This window comes from Saccharothrix texasensis (assembly GCF_003752005.1).
In the GTDB taxonomy this organism is placed as follows: Bacteria; Actinomycetota; Actinomycetes; order Mycobacteriales; family Pseudonocardiaceae; genus Actinosynnema; species Actinosynnema texasense.
On sequence record NZ_RJKM01000001.1, the window covers coordinates 7,590,089 to 7,603,644 of the forward strand.

Consider the following 13,556-nt stretch of genomic DNA (forward strand, 5'->3'; position numbering starts at 1 on the left):
TCAGTAAGCTTGGCACCATTCGCAGATCGGACAGTTAGGGAGTGTCGTGAGCCAGCACAGCAGCAGGCTGTTCACCAGTGAGTCGGTGACCGAAGGGCACCCCGACAAGATCTGCGACGCCATCAGCGACTCGATCCTCGACGCGCTGCTGGCCAAGGACCCGCGCTCGCGCGTCGCGGTGGAGACGATGGTCACCACCGGCCAGGTGCACGTGGCGGGCGAGGTCACGACCGAGGCGTACGCCGACATCCCGTCGATCGTGCGGGACAAGATCGTCGAGATCGGCTACGACTCGTCGGCCAAGGGCTTCGACGGCTACTCGTGCGGCGTGAACGTGGCCATCGGCTCGCAGTCGCCCGACATCGCGCAGGGCGTGGACACCGCGTTCGAGAAGCGGGTCGAGGGCACCGAGGACGAGATCGCCAAGCAGGGCGCCGGCGACCAGGGCCTCATGTTCGGCTACGCCTGCACCGACACCCCCGAGCTGATGCCGCTGCCGATCGCGCTGGCGCACCGGCTGTCGCGGCGGCTGACCGCGGTCCGCAAGGACGGCACGGTGCCGTACCTGCGCCCCGACGGCAAGACCCAGGTCACCATCGAGTACGCGGGCGACCAGCCGGTGCGGCTGGACACCGTCGTGGTGTCCACGCAGCACGCGGACGGCATCGACCTGGAGAAGCTGCTCGGCGTCGACATCCGGCAGCACGTCGTGGCCCCCGAGGTCGACGCGCTCGGCCTGGACACCTCGGACGTGCGGCTGCTGGTCAACCCGACCGGCCGGTTCGTCATCGGCGGCCCGATGGGTGACGCCGGCCTGACCGGTCGCAAGATCATCGTCGACACCTACGGCGGCATGGCCCGCCACGGCGGCGGCGCGTTCTCCGGCAAGGACCCGTCGAAGGTGGACCGGTCCGCGGCGTACGCGATGCGCTGGGTGGCGAAGAACGCGGTGGCCGCGGGCCTGGCCACGCGCATCGAGGTGCAGGTGGCGTACGCCATCGGCAAGGCCGCCCCGGTCGGCCTGTTCGTGGAGACCTTCGGCACCGAGACGGTCGACCCGACCAAGATCCAGCAGGCGATCGGCGAGGTCTTCGACCTCCGCCCGGCCGCGATCATCCGCGACCTGGACCTGCTGCGCCCGATCTACGCCCCGACCGCCGCGTACGGCCACTTCGGCCGCACCGACGTCGACCTGCCGTGGGAGAGCACGGACCGGGCCGACGCCCTCCGCGCCGCCGCCGGCGCCTGACCGCTCCGGCGCGGTCGAGCCGATCTCCAGGACGGGCACGGCACTCCGATCTCGGGGTGGCGTGCCCGTCCTGCGTCCGCCGTCGGCGTCACGGGCCGGGTCACCCGCCCGTGATCTTGCCTGGCTCGAACGTTTGTTCGATACTGGGATCATGGCCGGACGGTTCGCGGTGGGGCACCGGGTTGCGGGCGCGCACCCCGGTCTCTGGTAGACCTCCACCCGTGGCGGGCGAGGCGACGACCAGGCGCGGCGAGCGGGTTCCCGCCGCCTCGCTGCCGGTCGCCCGCGTGTGCGTGGACGTGCCGCTGGCGCACCTCGACCGGCCGTTCGACTACCAGGTCTCGACCGAGCAGGACGCGGACGCCGTGCCCGGCTGCCGGGTGCGGGTCCGGTTCGCCGGCCAGCTCGTGGACGGCTACCTGCTGGAACGGGCGGAGTCCTCGGAGTACGGGCGGAAGCTGACGTTCCTGGACCGGGTGATCTCGCCGGAGCCGGTGCTGTCGCCGGAGGTGGCCGAGCTGGCGCGGGTGGTCGCCGACCGGTACGCGGGGTCGTTGATCGACGTGCTGCGGATGGCGATCCCGCCCCGGCACGCGCGGGCCGAGGCCCGGCCCTCCGACGAGCCCGCGCCGTTGCCCGCGGCGCCGCCGGACGAGGGGTGGGCGCGCTACCCGTTCGGCCCGAACCTGCTGGACGCGCTGCGGTCCGGCCGGGCCGCGCGGGCGGTGTGGCAGGCGCTGCCCGCCGAGGACTGGCCCGCCCGGCTGGCCGAGGCGGCGGCGTCGGTGGCCAGCACCGGCAAGGGCGCGCTGGTGGTCGTGCCGGACCACCGCGACCTGGCCCGGCTGCACCGGGCGTGCGCGGCGCTGGTGGGCGAGGCGGGCGTGGTGACGCTGTCGGCCGACCTCGGCCCGTCCGAGCGGTACAAGCGGTGGCTGGCCGTGCGGCGGGGCGCGGTGCGGGTGGTGCTGGGCACGCGCGGCGCGGCGTTCGCGCCGGTGCGGGACCTCGGGCTGGTCGCGATCTGGGACGACGGCGACGACCTGCACTCCGAGCCGCGGATGCCGTACCCGAACGTGCGCGACGTGCTGGTGCAGCGCTCGCACCTGACCGGCGCGTCCCTGCTGGTGGGCGGCTTCGCCCGGACCGCCGAGGCGCAGCTGCTGGTGGACAGCGGCTGGGCGCACGAGGTGGTCGCGGCCCGCGACACGCTGCGCGCCGTGGCGCCGCGGGTGGCGGCGGTGGGGGAGAGCGACTGGCAGGAGGTCAAGGACGCGGCGGCGAGGTCGGCCAGGCTGCCCTCGATCGCCTTCGACGCGGCGCGGGCCGCCCTGGCCGCCGACACCCCCGTGCTCATCCAGGTGCCCCGGCGCGGGTACGTGCCCGCCCTGGCCTGCGGTCAGTGCCGGTCACCGGCCCGGTGCCGCCGGTGCGCGGGCCCGCTGGCGCTGCCGGGCGGCACCCAGGACGGTGTGCCGAGGCCCGCGTACTGCCGGTGGTGCGGCGCGACGGAGGCGGCGTACCGCTGCCCGAACTGCGGCTCGCGCAGGCTGCGCGGCCAGATCATCGGCGCCCGCCGCACGGCCGAGGAGCTGGGACGGGCGTTCAGCGGCGTGCCGGTCCGCACGTCCGGCGGTGACGAGGTGCTGGCGGACGTGCCGGGCGGCCGGTCGCTGGTGGTGGCCACGCCGGGCGCGGAGCCGTTCGCCCCGGGCGGCTACGGCGCGGCCCTGCTGCTGGACGGCTGGGCGCTGCTCGGCCGGGCCGACCTGCGGGCGGCGGAGGAGGCGCTGCGCCGGTGGATGACGGCGGCGGCGCTGGTCCACGAGGCCGGGCGGGTGGTCGTGGTCGCGGACTCGTCGTTGGCTCCGGTCCAGGCACTGGTCCGGTGGGACCCGGTGTGGCACGCGCGGCAGGAGCTGGCGGCGCGGGCCGAGCTGGGGTTCCCGCCCGCCGTGCGGATGGCGACCGTGGACGGCGCGCCGGACGCGCTGGCCGGCGTGCTGGAGGAGCTGGACCTGCCGTCGACGGGGGAGATCCTCGGCCCGGTGCCGCTGTCGGAGGACAAGGAACGCGCCCTGGTCCGGGTGGCCAGGGCGGAGGGCCGCGCGCTGGCTGCGCTGCTGGCCGACGTGCTGGCCGTGCGCAGCGCCCGGAAGGAGCCGGACGTGGTGCGGGTCAAGCTCGACCCGCTCGAAGTCCTCTGACCGCGGCGGTCCGCCCGGCCCGAGCCCGCACCCTCGAAGTCCTCTGCCGCCCGACCCGACCCGCCGACTCCCGGGTGGTTCTGCTTCGCGCCGGGGTGGGGTAGAAGGGAACGATGCTCCGGTCGACTGTCGCCAGCGTCCTCGCATCACTCCTCGTCGCACCTCTCCTGCCCGCCACCGCCACCGCCTCCTCCGCCGCCGACCCGCCGCGCGTGCCCGAGGCGGTCGGCTTCGGCGGCGTCGTGTCCAGCGTCGACCCCGACGCCTCGCAGATCGGCGTCGACGTCCTGCGGCGCGGCGGCAACGCGGTGGACGCCGCCGTCGCCGTGGCCGCCGCCCTGGGCGTCACCGACCCGTTCTCGGCCGGCATCGGCGGCGGCGGGTTCCTCGTGCACTACGACGCCCGCACCCACCGCGTGTCCACAGTGGATGGCCGGGAGACGGCGCCCGCCTCCGCCGACGCGGACCTGTTCGTCGAGAACGGCCGACCGATCCCGTTCGCCGAGGCCATGACCAGCGGGTTGTCCGTGGGCGTGCCGGGCACGCCGCGCACCTGGCAGCAGGCGTTGCGGCAGTGGGGCACGTGGTCGCTCGACCAGGCCGTGCGGCCCGCGGAGGACCTGGCGCGGCGCGGCTTCACCGTCGACGCCACGTTCCACCGGCAGGTCGCCGCCAACGCCGACCGGTTCGCCGACTTCACCTCGACCAGCGCGCTGTACCTGCCCGGCGGCGCGCCGCCCGCGGTCGGCAGCACGTTCCGCAACCCCGACCTCGCCGACACCTACCGCCGGCTGCGCCGGGACGGCATGTCGGCGTTCTACCGGGGCGAGGTGGGCCGCGACCTGGTGGCGGCGGTCCGGCAGCCACCGGTGAGGCCCGGCGCCACCCGCGAGGTCCGGTCCGGCGACCTGACGGCGGCGGACCTCGCCCGGTACGAGGCCCCGCTGCGCGAGCCGACCCGGGTCCGCTACCGCGACCACGACGTGTTCGGCATGGCGCCGCCCTCGTCCGGCGGCACGACCGCCGGCGAGGCGTTGAACATCCTGGAGGCCACGGACCTGGGCGCGGAGACCCCGGTCCAGTACCTGCACCGGTTCCTGGAGGCGAGCCGGCTGTCCTTCGCCGACCGCAACCGCTGGGTCGGCGACCCGGCGTTCGGCGACGTCCCGACCGGGGAGCTGCTGTCGCAGCGCTTCGCCGACAGCCGCGCGTGCCTGATCTCGCCGACGGCGGCCATGACCGGCGCGGTCGCGCCGGGCGACCCGCGCGAGCCGACGCCGTGCGGCACCAGCGGCGAGCCGGCCGCCACGCCGTACGAGGGCACCGACACCACGCACCTGACGGTCGCCGACCGCTGGGGCAACGTGGTCGCCTACACGCTGACCATCGAGCAGGAGGGCGGCAGCGGCATCGTGGTGCCGGGTCGCGGGTTCCTGCTCAACAACGAGCTGACCGACTTCTCGTTCACGCCGGTCACGCCCGGCGTGCCGGACCCGAACCTGCCCGGACCGGGCAAGCGCCCGCGCTCGTCCATGACGCCGACGATCGTGCTGCAGCACGGCAAGCCGGTGCTGGCGCTCGGCTCGCCCGGCGGCGCAACCATCATCACCACCGTGCTGCAGGTGCTGACCCGGCGGCTGGACCGCGACACACCGCTGGTCGAGGCCATCGCCGCGCCGCGCGCGTCCCAGCGCAACGCCGCCGACACCCAGGCCGAACCCGCGTTCCTGGCGGGCGCGGAGGCCGCCGCGCTGCGCGCGCTGGGCCACCGGTTCACCTCGACCGCCGAGATCGGCGCCGTCACGGCGGTCGAACGCCTCCCCGACGGCCGGTGGCGCGCGGCGGCCGAGACGACCCGCCGCGGCGGCGGCGCGGCGCGGGCGGTGTGGCCGACGCGATGACGTGGTGTGGTCCCACCCGCCCCTCAGCCGGGTGGGACCACACCGGTCGGGCGGGGTCGGGCCGTGCGCGGCTCAGCCCGGCCCTGAGCAGTCGACCGCGCCGAGCCGGAAGTCCCGGCCGGGCCTCATCCCCCGGGATGAGGCCCGACCGCTACCCCGAGCGGACGCCCGCCGACGTCCCCCGAGCGCACCCTGGAGGGACGCGAGGAGCTGAGGAGCGGACATGACCACCATCACGATGACCTCCACGACCGGCGCGGTCGCCGAACCGGTGGCCGGCGCGGTGACGCCGGTCGTGACGGCCGCCCGGTTCGTCGGGCACTTCCTGGCCGCGCTGGTCGGCGTCGCCTTCCTCGGCCGTGACCTGGAGCACTGAGCGTGCTTTCGTAGACTGGGACCTCCCCCCAGGCTTCGAGGAGTGCGCGTGACCGTCCAACCGATCAGGCTGTTCGGCGACCCGGTGCTGCGGACGCCCGCCGTCGAGGTCACCGACTTCGACGCGGAGCTGCGCAAGCTGGTCAAGGACCTGTGGGACACCATGAGCGAGGCGGGCGGGGCCGGGTTGGCCGCGCCGCAGCTGGGTGTAGGCCTGCGGGTGTTCACCTACCACTGCGACGGGTTCGCCGGTCACCTGGTCAACCCGACGTTCGAGGTGGTCGGCGAGGAGGAGCAGGACGGCCCGGAGGGCTGCCTGTCCATCCCCGGCATGTCGTGGGACTGCCGCCGGCACCGGCACGTGGTGGCCAAGGGCTGGAACATGCACGGCGAGCCGATCGAGGTCGAGGGCACCGACCTGCTGGCCCGCTGCATCCAGCACGAGACCGACCACCTGGACGGCGTGCTGTTCCTGGACCGGCTGGACGACCGGACCCGCAAGGAGGCCATGCGGGCGATCCGGCAGCAGTCGTGGTTCGACGGCGGCGTGCCGACGATCAAGCAGTCGCCGCACCCGTTGTTCGGTGTCTGATCGCCGCTGCTCCGCGACCGGCGGGCCCGGTCGTCCCCCCGTCGTCCCCGGGTCGGCCTCGCGGGCGAGCTGGGCGCGAGGCGCTCTTCTAGACTTGCGGTCCGCGGTGTCGCGGTAGATGCGAGGAGAGTGCGTGTTCGTCCAAGGAGCCAGGCCGTCCCGTCCGAGTCCCGACGTGCGTTGCGGAGGGGTCTGACATGCGGCTGGTCTTCGCGGGCACGCCCGAGGTCGCGCTGCCGTCGTTGCGGGCGCTGCTGGAGTCCGGCCGGCACGAGGTCGTGGCCGTGGTGACCCGGCCGGACGCGCCCGCCGGCCGCGGCCGCCGGGTGGAGCGCTCCCCGGTCGCGGCGCTGGCCGACGAGCGCGGCATCGAGGTGCTCACGCCGGCCAAGGCGGGCGACCCGGCGTTCCAGGCGCGGCTGAAGGAGCTGGAGCCGGACCTGTGCCCGGTGGTGGCCTACGGCGCGCTGCTGCCCGAGTCCGCCCTGGCGATCCCGCGGCACGGGTGGGTGAACCTGCACTTCTCGGTGCTGCCGGCCTGGCGCGGCGCGGCGCCCGTGCAGGCGTCCGTGCGGCACGGCGACGACATCACCGGCGCGACCACGTTCCGCATCGTCAAGGAGCTGGACGCGGGCCCGGTGTTCGGCGTGGTGACCGAGCGGGTGCGCGACCGGGACACGGCCGGTGACCTGCTCGGCAGGCTCGCCGAGTCCGGCGCGCGCCTGCTCCTGTCCACTGTGGACGGCATCGCGGACGGCACGCTGCGGCCGGTGGACCAGCCCGCGGAGGGCGTCAGCCACGCGCCGAAGGTGGCCGTGGACGACGCGCGGCTCGACTTCGGCACGCCCGCCGTCGCGATCGACCGGGTGGCCCGCGCGGTGACGCCGGACCCCGGCGCGTGGGCGGAGTTCCGCGGCGAACGGCTCAAGCTCGGCCCGGTGCTCCCGGTCGAGGCGGGGGAACCGCTCGCGCCCGGTGAGATCCGGGTGGAGCGCAAGCGCGTGCTCGTCGGGACGGCCACCGACCCGGTGGCGTTGGGCGAGGTGCAGGCGCAAGGCAAGAAGCGGATGTCGGCGACCGACTGGGCGCGCGGCGCCCGGATCGAGGCGGGGGAACGGATTTCATGACCCAGAGGTCTTCGCGTCCATCCCGCCCCCAGCGGGCGCACCCGCCACGCGGTCGCACCGGCCCGGCCCGGCCGCCGGTGGAGGACCCGGCGCGGCAGGCCGCGCTGGACACGCTGCGCGCCGTCCGGCAGCGCGACGCCTACGCGAACCTGGTGCTGCCGGGCATCCTGCGGGAACGCCGGATCACCGGGCGCGACGCGGCCCTGGCGACCGAGCTGACCTACGGGTCGCTGCGCGCGCAGGGGCTGCTGGACGCGGTGCTGGCGGCCTGCACCGACCGGCCGCTGTCCGAAGTGGACGGCGCGGTGCTGGACGCGCTGCGGCTGGGCGCGTACCAGCTGCTGCGCACCCGCATCCCGGCCCACGCGGCGGTCGCCTCGACGGTGGACCTGGTGCGCGCCGACCGGGGCTCGGGCGCGGCCGGGTTCGCGAACGCGGTGCTGCGACGCGTCACCGGCCAGGACGAGGCCGCCTGGGTCGAGGAGGTCGCGCCGGACGAGGACACCGACCCGATCGGGTACGTGGCCATGGCCAACGCGCACCCCCGGTGGATCGCGCAAGCGTTCGCGGAGGCGCTCGGCAGTCGCGGCGAGCCGTTGCGGGAGGCGCTGGCCGCCGACGACATGCGGCCGGCCGTGCACCTGGCGGCCAGGCCCGGTGAGTGCGCCGCGGACGAGCTGGCCGCGATGACCGGTGGCGAGATGGCGCCGTACTCGCCCTACGGGGTGCACCTGGACGCGGGCTCGGGCGACCCGGGCGACCTGGAGGCGGTGCGCGAGCGACTGGCGACCGTGCAGGACGAGGGCAGCCAGCTGTGCGCGGTGGCGTTGACGCGGGTGCCGGTCGAAGGCCGGGACGAGCGGTGGCTGGACCTGTGCGCCGGACCCGGCGGGAAGGCCGTGCTGCTGGGGTCGCTGGCCCGGTTGTCCGGCGCGTCGATGGACGCGGTCGAGAAGGCGCCGCACCGGGCGGAGCTGATCCGCAAGGCGATGGGCGACCTGCCGATCGCGGTGCACGTGGCCGACGGCCGGGAGTCCGGGCTGGAGGAAGGCGGGTTCGACCGGGTGCTGGTCGACGCGCCGTGCACCGGGCTGGGCGCGTTGCGACGCCGTCCGGAGGCGCGGTGGCGGCGGCAGCCGTCGGACGTCGCGCCGTTGGCGAAGTTGCAGCGCGAACTGTTGACGGCGGCGTTGTCCCTGGTCAGGCCGGGGGGTGTGGTGGCGTACGTGGTGTGCACGCCGCACCTGTCGGAGACCGTGGGCGTGGTGGGCGACGTGGCGCGGCGGACCGAGGCCGAGTGGTTGGACGCGCGGGAGTTCTTCCCCGGCGTGCCCGACCTGGGCGACGGGCCGCAGGTGCAGTTGTGGCCGCACAAGCACGGGACGGACGCGATGTTCTGCGCGATCCTGCGGCGGCCCGTGTAGCCGTCGTCGGCGGGAGCGGTGGGGGGAGTGGTCCGGGTGAGCGGTGCGGTGCTCGGGGTGGTCGCGTCGGCGGCGGGCGGGGTCGAGCGGTGGTTCGTGGACGCCCTGGCCCGGCCGCTGGCCGAGAAGGGGTGGCGGTTGGCCGTCACGCTCACCCCCTCGGCGGCCCGGTGGCTGGAGCCCGGGACGGAGGCGCTCGGGGCGTTGACCGGGTTGCCGGTGCGGTGGACGTCCCGCCTGCCCACCGAGCCCAGGCCCCACCCGGTGCCGGACGCGTTCGTGTTCGCGCCGGCGACCGCGAACTCGCTGGCCAAGCTCGCCCTGGGGATCGCCGACAACCAGGCGCTCACCGTGCTGTGCGAAGCGCTGGGCCGCCGCGCGCCGATGGTGGTGCTGCCCCAGCTGTCCGACGACCAGGCGGCCCACCCCGCGTTCGAAGGCCACTTGGCGGTGTTGCGCTCCGCCGGGGTGGTGTTCGCGACCGATCCCGCGTCGGTGGTGCGTGAACTGGATCGGGTGGCGCCGCTCGTCGCATTAGGTGAAAACGACGGTAACGGCGCAACCGGCTGAATTGACAGCCAGTCGAGACGCGTAGCAGTCTGGATTGTGTCGAATTTGTACGGCCGGGATCGTGAATGGGCTTCGGTTCTCCGCTTCCTGTCCGCGCCCGGTGGCCTGCTGGCCATCGACGGCCCGCCGTGCTCCGGAAAGACATCCCTGTTGCGCGAGGCGGTCGCCGCCGCCCGCGATCGGGGTTACGCCGTCGTGCCCGTTTCGGGTGGCGGTTTGGCGGAGTCTGCCGACGTGGCCGCGGCACTCGAACGAGTGGAAAACGATCGGGTGCCGTTGCTGATCGTGGTGGATCAGGCGCACGAAGACCCGGCGGCGTTGCTGGGGTTGGCGGCCGGGCTGGGGGTCGAGGCCGGGCAGCCGGTCGTCTCGGTGCTGGTCGCGTTGTGCGGCGACGCCGTCGAGGTGCGGGAGGCCCTGGGCCGCTACGGGGAGGTGCTCCCGCTCGGGCCGCTCGACGACGACGCGGTCGAGCGGATGGTCACCGACCTGGTGGACGCGGCGCCGCACCCGGAGCTGGCCTCGTTGACGGCGGGCGCGGGCGGCAACCCGCGACTGGTCGCCGAACTGGTGGCGGGGCTGAAGGAAGAAGGCCGGCTCGACGTGCGCGACGGCGTGGCCCGGCCGCTCGGCGGGTGGCTGCCGCGCCGGGTCGGGGCGGTGGTGCGCGGCCAGGTGGACGCGATGTCGGCCAAGGCCACCCAGGTGCTGCGGGTCGCGGCCGTGATCGGCCGGTCGTTCCTGCTGCGGGACGTGGCCGCGCTGATGGACGAGACCACCGGCGCGCTGCTGCTCGCGGTGGACGAGGTGCTGGCCTCCGGGCTGGTGGTGTGCGTCGACGAGCGGCTGGAGTTCGGGTCGGACCTGGTGTGGCGGGCGGTGGTCGACTCGATGCCGGGGTCGGTGCGGCACGCCCTGCGGCACGACGCGGAGGTGCTGCGCACGAGGCAGGCCGAGGCGGGCCTGCCCGCCGAGCCCGCCCAGAGCCCGGAAGCGGAAGAGGAGCACGGCGCGGTCGCGGTGAGCGCGGTGCGGTCCTTGGCCGCCAACGGCAAGCTCGGCTCCGCCATCGCGCTGGCGCGGCAGAGCCTGGTGGGCGGTGTGCCGGCCGGAGCGGCGGCGGAGCTGAACGTGGTGCTCGCGGGGATCCTGCTGGCGGACGGCCGGCCCGCCGACGCGGTGTCCGCGATGGAGCAGGTGCTGGGCGCGCCGGGCGCGCCCGCGCCGTTGCGCCGGCTGGCGGGGGCCGGGCGGTTGTTGTCGCTGTACTTCGCCACGGGGAGCCGGGCGGGCGCGCACGCGTTGTCGGTGCTGACGACGCGGGACCGCGAACCCGCCGACGCGGACGTGGTGATGGCGGCGACGGTCCACTCGTGCCTGGAGTGGAACGCCGGGAAGATCGCCGAGGGCATGTACTGGGGCCGCGAGTCGACCCGCTGGGAGCTCGACGGGCCGACCGCGTGGTGGCAGTCGCAGTCGGCGGTGTCGTTCGCGTTGAAGCTGTCCGCGTTGGGCCAGTTCGAGCAGGCGGAGAGGTTGGTCCGCGACGGCGCCGCGGGCGGCGGGGCGGCGTGCGACGACGAGGCGGTGAAAGCCGGCGCGCCGACCGCCCGGACCATCGCGCGGGCCAGGGTGCTGGTGCAGGCGGGGGAGCTGGACCACGCGCTGGCGACGGCGCGCCGCGGGCTGTCGACCGCCCGGGACCGCGGGCTGCGGATCCTGGTGCCGCTCGCCTCGACCGTGCTGGCGACGGTGGCGCTGCACCGGGGTGACGTGGTGACGGCGGCCGAGCACGTGCGCCGGTACCGGGCCGACCTCGCGGCGGGCGAGGCGGTGTTGCACTCGGGGCAGTACGACTGGGTGGAGTTGCTGCTGGCCCACGCCCGGGGCGGGCCCGAGCGGGCCGCCGAGCTGGCGCGCGAGCGGATGGACGACCCCGCCGCGGCCCGCCGGATGTTGATCGAGGAGCCGGGAGCCGCGTCGTGGATGGCGCGGCAGGCCTTGGCCGCGGGCGACAGCGGGTTGGCCGGCGAGGTCGTGGACGCGGCCGAGCGGCTGGCGGCCGAGAACCCGGGGTTCCCGGCGGTGTCGGTGGCGGCCGGGCACGCGCGGGCGTTGGTGGACCGGGACGCGGAGCGGTTGCTGGAGGTCGCGGAACGGCACCGGCACCCGTGGGCGCGGGCCAACGCCAACGAGGACCTGGCGGTCGTGCTGGCCGAGGCCGGCGAGGTGGCGCGGGCCTCGGCGCACACGACGGCGGCGTCGCGGATCTTCGAGCGGATGGGGGCGGACGGGGAGCTGGCGCGGTTACGCGGTGGTGGCGGTGTGTCGGGGTCGGGGTCGAAGGCGGGTGAGGGTCGGGGTTCGGGTCGGGGTGGGGTGCGTGTCGGGGGCGGGGCGGAGGAGTGGCGGTTGTTGTCGGGCGCGGAGCGGGACATCGCCCGGCTGGTCGGGGCCGGATTGACCAACCGGCAGGTGGCGAAGCAGCTGTTCCTGTCGCCGCACACGGTGAACTACCACCTGCGGGGGATCTTCCGGAAGCTCGGGATCGGTTCGAGGGTGGAGTTGGCGAGGTTGGCGCACGAGCAGGGCAGTGCGAAGGATTCGAAGGTGTGAGGGGTTCGAAGTGCCGGACGGGCGCGGGGAGGGTCGGTCAAGCGCCGACGGCGTCGGAGATCGGGGTCGGGTCGGTGAGGAGGAACCTGACCTCGTCGGTGACGCGGCGGACGTCGGTCGGAGCCACCACGGTGCAGTGGACGCCGTGGGAGGCCACTTCGACGGCCAGGCACTCCGTGAAGGCGATGGCCGCGGCGCGCGAGGCGGCGTAGGCGGCGAAGCCCGACCTCGGCACGGCGATCACGTGGGCGGGCACCACGACGATCGTGCCCCTGCCCCGGTCGACCATCCTGGTGGCGACGGCGCGGGAGATGTTGAACACGCCGTCCACGTTGACCGCGAAGCAGTGCGACCAGTCGTCGTCGGTGATCGAGAGGACCGGGCCGGGGCGCAGGGCGCCCGCCATGGCGACGAGGGCGTCGATGGCGCCGAACTCGCGCTCGACCTGGTCGACGAGGGCGTCCACGGCCGCGCTGGACGTGACGTCGATCTGCCTGCCGGCGATCCGCAGGCCCTGTGCGTGGAGGTGTTCGACGAGGTCGGCGAGTCTCGCGCCGTCGCTGTCGACGGCCGCGACCAGCGCGCCCTGCCTGGCCAGCGACTCGACCACCTCGGCGCCGAGCGGCGAACAGGCCCCGGTGATCAGTGCGATCTTGTGGCGGAATTCGGCATTCATCCCCAGTGCTCCCCAGTTGCTGCCCCCGGTGTGCACGTTATGGCAGGCACACCGGCTAGGGAACTACCTGCGTGAGTAGTCGGAAAGCGGAGGGTGAAATGTGGCTCCCGGCCAGGTCCGGGCAATCGCGGAAGCCTAGACTCGGCAGCCGTGGTCCACCAGCCGATGATCGCCCCGAGCATCCTGTCCGCCGATTTCGCCCGACTCGCCGACGAGGCCGCCGCCGTGCCCTCGGCCGACTGGCTGCACGTGGACGTCATGGACGCGCACTTCGTGCCCAACCTGACCATCGGGCTGCCGGTGGTGAAGTCGCTGCGCAAGGCGACCGACCTGCCGCTGGACTGCCACCTCATGATCGACGACCCGGATCGCTGGGCCATCGGGTACGCGGAGGCGGGCGCCTACAACGTGACGGTGCACGTGGAGGCGGCGGCGGACCCCGTCGGGTTGGCGAAGAACCTGCGCGCGGCCGGCGCGAAGGCCGGGTTGTCGTTGAAACCGGGCACGGCGATCGAGCCGTACGCGGACGTGCTGAAGCACTACGACACGTTGCTGGTCATGTCGGTGGAGCCGGGGTTCGGCGGGCAGTCGTTCATGGCCGAGGTGCTGGACAAGGTGCGGGTCGCCCGGCGGTTGGTGGACACCGGGCACCTCCGGTTGGTGGTCGAGATCGACGGCGGCATCAACGCGGACACGATCGAGCAGGCGGCGGAGGCGGGGGTGGACTGCTTCGTGGCCGGTTCCGCGGTGTACGACGCGGCCGACCCCGGCGCGGCGCTGGAGCGGTTGCGCGAGCAGGCGGCGCGCGCGAGGTGACCG

At 74.8% G+C, this 13,556-nt stretch carries 11 protein-coding genes; 10 read left to right on the plus strand and 1 reads right to left on the minus strand.

Annotated elements, in window-relative coordinates; translation table 11 throughout:
* Positions 1-46: 46 nt before the first annotated feature.
* The 9 genes from metK to EDD40_RS34205 all read left to right on the plus strand — a co-directional run bounded on the left by metK (position 47) and on the right by EDD40_RS34205 (position 12,061).
* Entirely contained in the window at positions 47-1,249 is a 1,203-nt protein-coding gene (gene metK / locus EDD40_RS34170) for a methionine adenosyltransferase (protein WP_170185288.1), read from the plus strand.
* A gap of 221 nt (positions 1,250-1,470) precedes the next feature.
* Positions 1,471-3,456: a primosomal protein N' gene (locus EDD40_RS34175; RefSeq protein ID WP_123746574.1), complete on the plus strand. Its 1,986-nt coding sequence runs from the start codon at positions 1,471-1,473 to the stop codon at positions 3,454-3,456.
* Positions 3,457-3,569: 113 nt separating this feature from the next.
* Positions 3,570-5,357 (plus strand): gamma-glutamyltransferase, encoded by a 1,788-nt coding sequence (ggt, locus tag EDD40_RS34180; RefSeq protein ID WP_123746575.1) that lies wholly within the window; start codon positions 3,570-3,572, stop codon positions 5,355-5,357.
* A gap of 223 nt (positions 5,358-5,580) precedes the next feature.
* The gene (locus tag EDD40_RS42065) at positions 5,581-5,733 is read left to right on the plus strand and encodes a hypothetical protein (RefSeq protein WP_170185289.1); all 153 of its coding nucleotides are present in this window, start codon (positions 5,581-5,583) and stop codon (positions 5,731-5,733) included.
* A gap of 48 nt (positions 5,734-5,781) precedes the next feature.
* Entirely contained in the window at positions 5,782-6,324 is a 543-nt protein-coding gene (gene def, locus EDD40_RS34185; RefSeq protein WP_123746576.1) for a peptide deformylase, read from the plus strand.
* Positions 6,325-6,521: 197 nt separating this feature from the next.
* Positions 6,522-7,451, plus strand: a complete 930-nt coding sequence (fmt, locus tag EDD40_RS34190; RefSeq protein WP_123746577.1) for a methionyl-tRNA formyltransferase — start codon at positions 6,522-6,524, stop codon at positions 7,449-7,451.
* Positions 7,448-8,875: an RsmB/NOP family class I SAM-dependent RNA methyltransferase gene (locus EDD40_RS34195; RefSeq protein WP_123746578.1), complete on the plus strand. Its 1,428-nt coding sequence runs from the start codon at positions 7,448-7,450 to the stop codon at positions 8,873-8,875. The genes fmt and EDD40_RS34195 overlap by 4 nt, the downstream gene beginning before the upstream one ends.
* Positions 8,876-8,911: 36 nt before the next feature.
* Entirely contained in the window at positions 8,912-9,445 is a 534-nt protein-coding gene (locus tag EDD40_RS34200) for a flavoprotein (RefSeq protein WP_123748500.1), read from the plus strand.
* Between the two features lie 255 nt (positions 9,446-9,700).
* Complete coding sequence (locus EDD40_RS34205; RefSeq protein ID WP_148088983.1) at positions 9,701-12,061, plus strand: LuxR C-terminal-related transcriptional regulator; 2,361 nt, start codon at positions 9,701-9,703, stop codon at positions 12,059-12,061.
* A gap of 37 nt (positions 12,062-12,098) precedes the next feature.
* Here EDD40_RS34205 and EDD40_RS34210 read toward each other — a convergent pair whose 3' ends face one another.
* Positions 12,099-12,737 carry an SDR family NAD(P)-dependent oxidoreductase gene (locus tag EDD40_RS34210; protein WP_123746580.1) on the minus strand — a complete coding sequence of 213 codons (639 nt, stop codon included), beginning with the start codon at positions 12,735-12,737 and terminating at the stop codon, positions 12,099-12,101.
* Positions 12,738-12,902: 165 nt separating this feature from the next.
* Here EDD40_RS34210 and rpe point away from each other — a divergent pair, with 165 nt between their 5' ends.
* Positions 12,903-13,553: a ribulose-phosphate 3-epimerase gene (rpe, locus tag EDD40_RS34215; protein WP_123748501.1), complete on the plus strand. Its 651-nt coding sequence runs from the start codon at positions 12,903-12,905 to the stop codon at positions 13,551-13,553.
* Positions 13,554-13,556 lie beyond the last annotated feature (3 nt).

What these genes read in the sequence shown, in the direction of transcription:
- ggt (WP_123746575.1), top strand. Translation starts at nt 3,570, where the DNA reads ATGCTCCGGTCGACTGTCGCCAGCGTCCTCGCATCACTCCTCGTCGCA.
- EDD40_RS42065 (WP_170185289.1), top strand. Translation starts at nt 5,581, where the DNA reads ATGACCACCATCACGATGACCTCCACGACCGGCGCGGTCGCCGAACCG.
- fmt (WP_123746577.1), top strand. Translation starts at nt 6,522, where the DNA reads ATGCGGCTGGTCTTCGCGGGCACGCCCGAGGTCGCGCTGCCGTCGTTG.
- EDD40_RS34195 (WP_123746578.1), top strand. Translation starts at nt 7,448, where the DNA reads ATGACCCAGAGGTCTTCGCGTCCATCCCGCCCCCAGCGGGCGCACCCG.
- EDD40_RS34210 (WP_123746580.1), bottom strand. Translation starts at nt 12,737, where the DNA reads ATGAATGCCGAATTCCGCCACAAGATCGCACTGATCACCGGGGCCTGT.
- rpe (WP_123748501.1), top strand. Translation starts at nt 12,903, where the DNA reads ATGATCGCCCCGAGCATCCTGTCCGCCGATTTCGCCCGACTCGCCGAC.